The 9,296-nt window shown below is 40.5% G+C and carries 8 protein-coding genes; 2 read left to right on the forward strand and 6 right to left on the reverse strand.

Features of this window, described 5'->3' with window-relative positions:
- Positions 1-129: 129 nt before the first annotated feature.
- Both ACFWE9_RS23975 and ACFWE9_RS23980 read right to left on the reverse strand, forming a co-directional pair.
- Positions 130-1,302 carry a YqgU-like beta propeller domain-containing protein gene (locus tag ACFWE9_RS23975; protein WP_230156743.1) on the reverse strand — a complete coding sequence of 391 codons (1,173 nt, stop codon included), beginning with the start codon at positions 1,300-1,302 and terminating at the stop codon, positions 130-132.
- A gap of 172 nt (positions 1,303-1,474) precedes the next feature.
- Complete coding sequence (locus tag ACFWE9_RS23980; protein ID WP_377359159.1) at positions 1,475-2,641, reverse strand: M14 family metallopeptidase; 1,167 nt, start codon at positions 2,639-2,641, stop codon at positions 1,475-1,477.
- 68 nt (positions 2,642-2,709) lie between these two features.
- Here ACFWE9_RS23980 and ACFWE9_RS23985 point away from each other — a divergent pair, with 68 nt between their 5' ends.
- A complete protein-coding gene (locus tag ACFWE9_RS23985) occupies positions 2,710-3,102 on the forward strand; it encodes a hypothetical protein (RefSeq protein WP_230156741.1) in 393 nt (130 codons plus the stop codon).
- A 45-nt stretch (positions 3,103-3,147) separates the two neighbouring features.
- Here the strand turns inward: ACFWE9_RS23985 and ACFWE9_RS23990 are convergent, their stop codons facing one another.
- From ACFWE9_RS23990 to ACFWE9_RS24000, 3 genes are all read right to left on the reverse strand, one after another.
- Positions 3,148-5,100, reverse strand: coding sequence for an LTA synthase family protein (locus tag ACFWE9_RS23990; protein ID WP_377359161.1), 1,953 nt, complete (start codon positions 5,098-5,100; stop codon positions 3,148-3,150).
- A gap of 129 nt (positions 5,101-5,229) precedes the next feature.
- On the reverse strand, positions 5,230-6,201 hold the full coding sequence (locus ACFWE9_RS23995) for an ROK family glucokinase (protein ID WP_230156739.1): 972 nt from the start codon (positions 6,199-6,201) through the stop codon (positions 5,230-5,232).
- A complete protein-coding gene (locus ACFWE9_RS24000) occupies positions 6,198-6,425 on the reverse strand; it encodes a YqgQ family protein (RefSeq protein WP_230156738.1) in 228 nt (75 codons plus the stop codon). Before ACFWE9_RS24000 ends, ACFWE9_RS23995 begins: the two co-directional genes overlap by 4 nt.
- 237 nt (positions 6,426-6,662) lie before the next feature.
- On the opposite strand from ACFWE9_RS24000, the gene ACFWE9_RS24005 reads away from it, so the two are divergent.
- The gene (locus ACFWE9_RS24005) at positions 6,663-7,520 is read left to right on the forward strand and encodes a hypothetical protein (RefSeq protein WP_230156737.1); all 858 of its coding nucleotides are present in this window, start codon (positions 6,663-6,665) and stop codon (positions 7,518-7,520) included.
- Here the strand turns inward: ACFWE9_RS24005 and ACFWE9_RS24010 are convergent.
- The gene (locus ACFWE9_RS24010) at positions 7,515-9,053 is read right to left on the reverse strand and encodes a rhomboid family intramembrane serine protease (protein WP_230156736.1); all 1,539 of its coding nucleotides are present in this window, start codon (positions 9,051-9,053) and stop codon (positions 7,515-7,517) included. The two genes, ACFWE9_RS24005 and ACFWE9_RS24010, sit on opposite strands and share 6 nt — an antisense overlap.
- Between the last annotated feature and the right edge of the window lie 243 nt (positions 9,054-9,296).

Here is a 9,296-nt window from a genome sequence, read left to right on the forward strand (position 1 = left end):
CATGGACACCCTTGCATTAAGCTAACCATTACTACTGCCTTCATGGTTCGGGACTCGCACCCTATAGATTGCACCCATGCCGGGCGCACGAAAAAAGCTCGCCAACCGGCGAGCTTTTGTTTTAGTTCATTATGTTTGTTTAAATAATCTTTGTATTTGATGGGTTTTCATATCAATGATTTTCTCAAATTGATATCCATATAAGCAGAGGTTGCCATCAAGCGAACAGCTTAATGGTTCATTTTCCATGTCCTTCATCAATTCTTCTTGTGTGCCTTTTTCCCAATTTAATTTAGTTAAGGTAAACCTTCCTTCATATTGGTCCGCATCTTTTGATTCATTAGGAATAAACGTTATGAATTCCTTGTTTTTTTCATTGAAATCGTAAGATGGAATCACCCAATCTGTAAAGTTTTTCAATAGTGGCACGGAAAAAGAGTGGATCGGTTGGTTTGCTTGATCATAAAATGCGTATGTACCCCGATCTTGTTTTTCTGTCTCCACTTGAATCGTCATCAGCGCTTGTTTCATTTTCTTGAAGTGAATGACATCGAGCATAAGGCTATCCGCTCCATCATCATTCAGCGCTTTTCTTTCTAAGGGAGCCGTCAAAGCAGGTTCTTCCCTATCCCAATCAAGAAACATCAATTCCTTTTCACTTGCCCATTGAGCAAAGGGCTGTGGAAAGTCCAGTGTTTCCATTGTTTGATCATCTGGATTCAACACATAACTGCTATACGTCCAATCTTCATAAAAACTCGATAAAAACAACACGCCATCTTGATATGTATTCCACACATAAGATAATTCATAGGCAGGAATCGCTACAGTATAAAGTGGATTTCCCGTGTGATCGAGTATTGTAATTGATGCTTTACCAGAAGAAGTGAAGGACGATACCAATATATGCGTACCAGACGGACTGATTGACACTTCAGAAAACGCAAAAGCCGGCTGATAAAAAATGGAGGTTTCATTCGTTTCCAAATTCCATGCCATCAGCTGGGATATTTCACTACCATCCCGCTTTACAGAATATAAAATGGTTTTAGAATCAAGCCATCCATAAATGGCTTCGATTTTTTCCGTTTCTGCAGTCGGGACCTTTAATTTACTTACTGAAGTTTCCAGGGTAGATTGGGAGTGTTCTTTTTCCGTATCATTTACGGGTTTACTAAGGTCCTTGGAAGGCTCACAAGCCGAGATAAGAAGGATAGTGGAGATAAATAATGGGACGAAACACAACATCTTACAAATGGAAAGCCGCATACAAAGTGCCGCTTTGGATACTTTAATCTCCACACACCTCCCACTTCAAAACTAAAACGCCTGGCATATGTGAGCGAGACATTAGAAAGAGTGTAAGGATTAACCAATCGAACCCTTACGACTTTCATTATAAAGTAAAAAAGAGCAAAAGTGGCGAATAATTATCTTATATTTTTATGGAAGTATATGCCTTATGAAAATGACGTCACATATACAAGCCTGCCATCAAAATCTTAATGGAATCTTCATAAATTCCAGGTAAATGGGATAATGGAAGTGGATTAATTCCCTTTCCCAGCTCGATTGTGAATCCACCCCGCTTGAATTCCTGAATGAACCAATCTTTATACCCGGCATGGCTATCAACGTATTGAACGGCCCGATATCCGCTTCGCTCCTCAAACTCCCGCGCAATACTTGCTGCCTGTTCGGGTTCATGTCCTTCATATCCCCAATAGAATTCCTTTCCCTGTGTATGAAGTGCCAGCACTCTTTCAAAGTTCCGTTTTTCAGCCAACTCCTTCAGGGCCAATGCTTCTGGCTCTGATAAAGCGGTCTCTCCCGGAAAATCCCTCGGGGCTGGAGCTTTTGGAATCTTTCTTCGCTTTTCGATCTCCCAATTGGCCGGATATTGGTTATTCAGATCTACTCCACGGATATTGGCTTTCCAAGCATAAAAGGCGGGATTGCCGTTATTTATTTTTAGGACATCGACTTTCCCCTCTGCTGCCTGCTCCCCCTTTAGGACTAGCTCGACTCCATCCGGATTAACCATCGGAACCATCGAAATGGTCACATCGTGATAGTAGGGCATACAATCCAACCCGCATAGTGTACAATCATTCGTTAATGCCAGCAGCAAGTCATTCAGCCATTTCATCAAGACCGCCGAAGTGATCCATTCATTTGCATGGAATGAACCATTATAATGTATAACCTTATCACCTTGACCGATTCTTACTTCTAAGAGCTCTTTTCCTAATACACTCTTCCCTATCGATTCGATTTTAATGAAGGGGTAATGAAAAGATAGAATTTCAAGGTCATCAAGTAGTGATTGATAATCATAGGCCTTTTCGGTGACAAGGAAAGGGTACATGACCCGAACGGGTACGGAAAAGGGTTTTTCTTCAACTTGGTTCATTAATATTATCGCATCGAGAGGCAAGTGATACTGTAAAGCGATATCGGCTAATGTGCTATCTACCCGAGGCTCTTTCTGAACAACGAACCCCGGTATTTGCACTTCCATGCCGGTCGGCAAAACTCCGCCAGTAATGGTCGGATTCGCATCCTCGATCAAAATTTTAGGAATTTCGAACAATTCACTGTAATATGCCAAATTATCCCCGTTTCTGCTCACGACTTTCATTAAAGCCTCCGCCCCTTTCATTGTTTGATTTTATGAAACGATCAACAGAAAGATGTTCAGGAAGTTTCGTGTTTCATAATTGGATGGCGCTTCACCTGAATGGAAATAAATCTGCTAAAAAAACAAAAAAAATCTGGATTGCGTCAGGTTTCCAGTTTGTAGACAAAAGGTTCCGGAATGGTCTCAGTCCGAAACCCTTTTTGATTTTAGGCCATTTCTGGCACTCACCAAGTCCAGTTGGCATCTTCTTTATAATCATGGAGTATAAAACCTTAACAAAACTTTGGGCAAATGGGATCCATTTTAGTTTTATGACAAAGTGGATTGGAGCGGGTGTACGAGACTCCTGCAGGAATGCGCGTCCAAGGGGAGACCCCGCAGGGCGCCGAGGGGGCTTCCGGACCGCCCGCGGAAAGCGAGTGCCTGGAGGGGAAATCAACGGTCAAATTTTAAAAACCTAAAAAAACTGTAGACAAACTCCATTATTATCAAAGTTTGTCTACAGTCTAAAAACTGAATTGCGCCAAGTTTCTTTCTTTTTTCATCTTTTTTTTCTCATAAAAACGGAGCAAATCCCCGTATATGATTTTGTCTGAGTATTCAAGCTCCTGCTTCGCCTTTTCCAAATAATTCTCACATGGATCCCTTTCCGTCATCGCTCCTGTCTTTTTATCGTAGCAGGTATCCATCGTATAGAGATAATCCTTCGTGATGAAACTGCTATCGCGAAGAACGGTGAATTCAATAGTCTCTTCCGAAAACAGATCTTTGCCGAATTCAATAAAATCGTCCGTTTTTATGCCTAGTAAATGCATAAGTGTTGGCCTTACATCAATTTGACCAGAAACGGTGGAAATCGTTTTTCCTTTCTGACCTGGGACATGTATGATCAATGGGACACGCTGAAGCTGGACGGATTCGAAAGGCGTGATTTCCTTACCCAAGAATTGGCTCATGGCAGAATTGTGATTTTCCGAAATGCCATAATGGTCCCCATACATTACAATAATCGATTTCTCATATAGGCCAACACGTTTCAAATCTGCGATAAATCGTTCCAGGGCTTCATCCGTATAACGTACTGTCGGAAAATACTGATTTAAAGTTTTGGAATTCGAATCGTATGGTTCCAATGTCCGGTCTTCTTCATTCAATGTGAATGGGAAATGATTGGTTAACGTAATGAATTTGGCATAAAAAGGCTGCGGCATCCCTTCGAGGTGAGCGATTGATTGCTGGAAGAACGATTTATCATTCAACCCCCAATTGACGGAATTCTTTTCAGAGACTTCGTAGTCATCACTATTAAAAAACCGCTGGTACCCAAGAGAATCATACATCATGTCACGATTCCAAAAGCTTTTATTATTGGCATGCAGAGAGGCTGTATAGTAGCCATTTTCCGTTAAGATTTCAGGGGTGGCTTTGTATTCATTTTGGGCATGTGTGAAAAATACTGCACCTCTTCCTAATGGATAGAGCGAATTCTCAATGATGAATTCTGAATCAGATGTCTTCCCTTGGCCTGTTTGGTGATAAAAGTTATTGAAATAATAGCTGTCTTTAATGAATTCATTCAGAAAAGGGGTGATTTCTTCTCCGTTCACAGTTTTATTGATGACAAAGCTTTGAGTGGATTCCAATGAAACAAAAATCACATTCTTGCCCTTTGCTAGACCATATAAATCATCATTGACCTTTTTTTGATTGGAACGGACATAATTTTCAATTTCCGACAATTCACTGCCATCCGCTAGGGCACGCTGAGCCGATGATTTCGTCTGTAGTATTGCATCATAGAGGTGGTAATTGTACGTACCAATATTCTTAACGAGGATTTCGCGGTCAAAAGTTCGGGTCAGTAGTTCCGGACGCTCCGCTTCCGCTAAGGCTAAATTAAAAAATGTCACTCCTAAAGCCATTGAGATAAAGAATTTACGGTCCTGCAAATTGTACGAACGTACATGGAATGTTTTTGGTTTGTATATCGTCAGAAACATCAAGAACAGAAGATCGGCAAAATACAAAAGGTCACTCGGATTGATCAAATCTTGTACACTGCTTCCAAGATCGCTCATATTGCTCGTCTGGAAAAGAACGGGAATGGTTAAAAAGTCATTAAAAAAGCGGTAAAAAACAAGATTGGCAAAGAGCACGAGGGTGATGAAGAAACTCATGGTCAATAAGTACACTTTTCGTCTATTTTCTTTTAAAAATATATTCATGCCAAGAGTAAGTAACAAGAAACTGACTGGATTGATCAATAGGATGAATTCCTGGATCCAATTTTCAATATCTATCTCAAAACTTGTTTTATAAGCAATGTATGTTTTAAGCCAAAGCGATAAAAATACGACCCAAAACAATGAATATCCCTGATTTTTGAAGACCCCTTTCAAACCTGGTCCCTCCTCATCGAAAAAGCTCTGGAGCCATGATCCAGAGCGTGCTTCCATCATGGGTCATAAGTTCTCCCCTGAATTCAAAAACAAAGCACAAATGGCTATCTGTCCCTTCAAGCGGGGTATTTTTTGAAGATTTCGTCATTTAATCTTGCAGCCCTGTTTGCCCCAGACTGCAAGATTGGATCAAGTATTCAAATGACTTTTAATCAGCCAGGCCCCACCTATTACCCCTGCATCATTGCCTAATGTTGCAAGGCTGATTTTCGTCGATTTACTAACCCGTTTGAAAGCATACTTTTCAAAAGCCGAACGGACAGTATCAAGCAATATGTCCCCAGCTTGTGAAACGCCCCCTCCAATGACGATTTTATCTGGATTCATGACATTCCCAACATGTGATAGTGCTAGCCCTAAGTAATCGCCTACCTTAGCAACCACAGCTTTTGACAGGGGATCCCCTGCCTCAGCGCATTGGAATAGCAATTTGGAAGAAACCACAATCCCTTCGTCGACTTTCTGCTGAAGCATGGACGTTTCAGTGGATGTATTCAAGGCCTCTAAAGCCAAACGAACGACTCCCGTTGCGGAAGCAACCGTTTCCAAACAACCTGTCTTGCCGCAATTGCACGGTGCCCCACCGTCCGTTACAACGGTTATATGCCCTATTTCCCCAGCGGCTCCACTTGTTCCATGAACGATTTGCCCATTATGGATGATCCCGCCGCCTACACCCGTTCCAAGTGTTACACAAACGAGGTCTTTGGCACCATAACCCGCACCTTTCCACATCTCTCCCAAAGCGGCCATATTGGCATCATTATCGATTACCGTAGGAAGGGAAGTCTCCACTTCCAATAAATCTTTTAAAGGATAGTCTTTCCACCCTAGATTGACGGCTTCATAAATGGAACCATTAACAAAATTCACAGGACCTGGGGCCCCCATTCCTATCCCTACTATCTTACTCTTCGGTTCATTAAGTTCCACAAGCTTCGCATCAATCGCTTTGGCAATATTAATCGTAATGAATTTGCCCTTTTCGGAGATGTCCGTGCTGATTTCCCATTTATGAAGAATCTCTCCGTATGAATTGATCAAAGCTAGTTTGGTAGTTGTACCGCCTAAATCGACACCCATCAGCCACTTTTCCATCATCTCTCACCTTTTTTATCGATTTTTTTCTGTTTCTCCCTTTCAAGAGACAATTGCTGCCTAATTAAAAGGATCGCCGTTTGATAATCTTTCGTATCCATCATCTGCATACTGTGGATTTCCCTGATTTCAGCTTCCATCAGTTCAAGCTCGGCTAAGCGATCACCAATATAGATAAATGTACCGAATCTTTTCAAGTATTGTTGAAGATCATAATATGTTTTCATAATAAGCCTCTTTACTCTTTTCTAAAGGAAAGTATAACGAATCAGCCGCTTTGTACCAAGCGACCATTTCCTCTCTTGATATTTTTCCCCACCACCCTCATACATGTCCAACTCTATTCATATGATGAAATAACAGGATAGTGAACGCCAAATTTGGACTCTTTCGATTTGATTTCAAAATTTGAAATAGCCTAATATTTTTAAACCAGTCATCATGCTTTAAAACGGAGGGAAAAAATGAAATTACAATTGAAGTATACCGTTTTTTTAGTCTTACTTACCATATTTTTCATCATTTATTTTTCAAATAATAAACGGGTTGAGGAAACCATCATTTATTTTCCCATCGATTCCTCGCTCCATTTTGACCAAGCTTCCACTCATCTAATACCAAAGGGAACCGGGGATTCCACCTATACTATCACTTGGAAGGTAAATTCTGCATTAGACCAGCCTGCCTACCTACGTCAAGATGTATCCCTTTTATACAAAAATGGAAAATTGACAGGAGCTTTAAAAAATTGGCGGCAAAATAAACAAGAGCTTTCTCAAAAAGCGAAATCTAAAGAAAGTGAAAGTGGACGTTACGAAGCGGTAACATTTCATTATGCAGAGGTTCATCCAAGTGACACCATTTTCACCAGTGCCCAGCAGCTTAGTAAAGATAAACTTTATATAGTAACGACACCATCTTTCCAATATTTCCATCGTCCTCTTTCCGAAGAACATAATCAATGGAAAAAAACGCTGGACAGCTTAACCGATCAAACGGTTCAAAACGGTTTGGAGAAAGCCGCTCAAGCATTTCACATTAATCTCGAGCAGTACAAAATCATCTCATTAACCGACCTGCCATCAAAAAAAAACCAATGGCTTTCTGCCTTCCCCCAATTCAAGCGTGAAGAAGTCGTTGGAAAGCTATGGGAAGGACTTTATAAAAATTATGTGTTAGGAATAAAAAAGGAGGATGGTTCCACTATGAGTTCACAAGGTAGCACCATCCCCCGATTGCTATTGGCGAAGAATCAAAGTGAAATACTTGTCATGTTTACACTGAAAGACGGTACCCCCATCATGCTACGTCAAAAGCTATAGTCGAGTTTCAATTTCTTTGAGAAGTTTAGTATATGACTTATTCTCCGGGGCAAGCTCAATGGCCTTTTTTGCTTGCTCCTTCGCTTGATCGAATGATCCCAGATTCATGTAGACTAAGGCAAGGTTGTAATGGGCCCCATGTAAATCCGGATTCCTTTCGATTGCTTCTTCATAATAATCCTTAGCTTTGGAGATGTCTTTTTTTTCATAAGATAAATTTCCTAAAATAAAAAGTGATAGGGGTGCGTCAGGATTTTCATCCACATATTTGGATAACATCTCTTCCGCTTTATCTTCTTCTTCATGATCAATATACTTTTGGGCTAGCATGGCCATCGTATTATCATCTATAGCAGCACTGCTCTGATGGTTGAAGCCGAATTGTAGCAGGCATAGGGTCAGAACCGCCGTTCCAATTAAAAAAGCCAACTGACGCAAGAGGTTTTTTGATTTTGGAAGATGGACCACCCCAGCGGCCAAGAACCCTCCTATCAAACCTCCGATATGTCCTGCATTGTCGATGCCCGAAACACTGAAACCATATATTAAGTTAATGATAATTAACACGATGACCGAAGAGCCCATCGAACGCATAAATAATTTCGGATATACAATTCCGAAGTACAGCAGTGCCCCAAAACAGCCAAAAATGGCTCCGCTCGCTCCTGCCGAAAGATTCGGGGTCAAGATGAAGCTGCCTAGAGTTCCGGCGAAACCAGCAAATATATAAATGAAAAGGAACCTGGCATTACCGTAAATCCTTTCTACTTCAGCACCGATCAAATACAATGAAAATGTATTCATCAGTAAATGAACGAACCCGATATGGACGATCATTGGGGTAAAGAACCTCCACCATTCCCCTTCAATGATATAAGGAGAAAATTTAGCCCCAAACTCAATCAAAGTCTTGGAATTGGTGCTGCCTCCATTAAACTCCATCAAGACAAACACAGCTATTTGTATCGCCATGAATATATATGTAAAGATTGGCTTATTGGCATTTTGAAAAACCTTCTGCTCAGCCTTAGCCTTTTTGACTGACTCCGAGATTGCGTCCTTCTTTAATGCGAGAATACTTTCTTCATCTATTTCATCTTCTTGAAGAACCTGAATTGAAAGTGGTTTTTTCAAAACATGCTCAAGCTTTTGCAACGAATCATGAATGGTTTCACAGGTTAGAATAAACGTGTTAACCTTTGTTTTTTTAAAAGAAGCCACCTGCAAACTAAAGTCATAATCATCGACCGGGGCAAATTTACTTACATAGATACTTAATATGTTTATCGGCTTTTTATATAATTTCCTTCTGATCCTTTCCCCATTCTGCAATGTTCGGTCAATATCACGTTTAAGCCAATTAGCCCAATCCAAATCATGCCGAATGAGTCTGATGACAGGAAATTCCTTATTCTTATCGCTTTCAAGCCAAATCTCCTGATGGTTTTCCGTGACAGTGATCATTCGATAATCATAATGGGCTGACAATTCCCTTACTGTCTCCCAAAACAAATAATCCTCTTTAAATCCCAATGCCTTCCCCACTTTCCAATGAATCTTAAGCTTCTAAAAGAATCCTGTTGCTTTAACTAAAACTATAGACGAAATCAAGTAAAAAGTAAAAAAGGAGACTGCTTTAATCTCACTTTTCATCGCTTTATAAATAAAAAAGGAACCCATGAATGAACTGCACCCCAATTGTTAGACAACATCTAACAATTGGAGGTGCAGTTTTTTTGACTAAATATACGATAGACGAAAAATTACATGCAGTTT

The organism is Peribacillus sp. NPDC060253 (assembly GCF_042727425.1).
Classification (GTDB): Bacteria; Bacillota; Bacilli; order Bacillales; family DSM-1321; genus Peribacillus.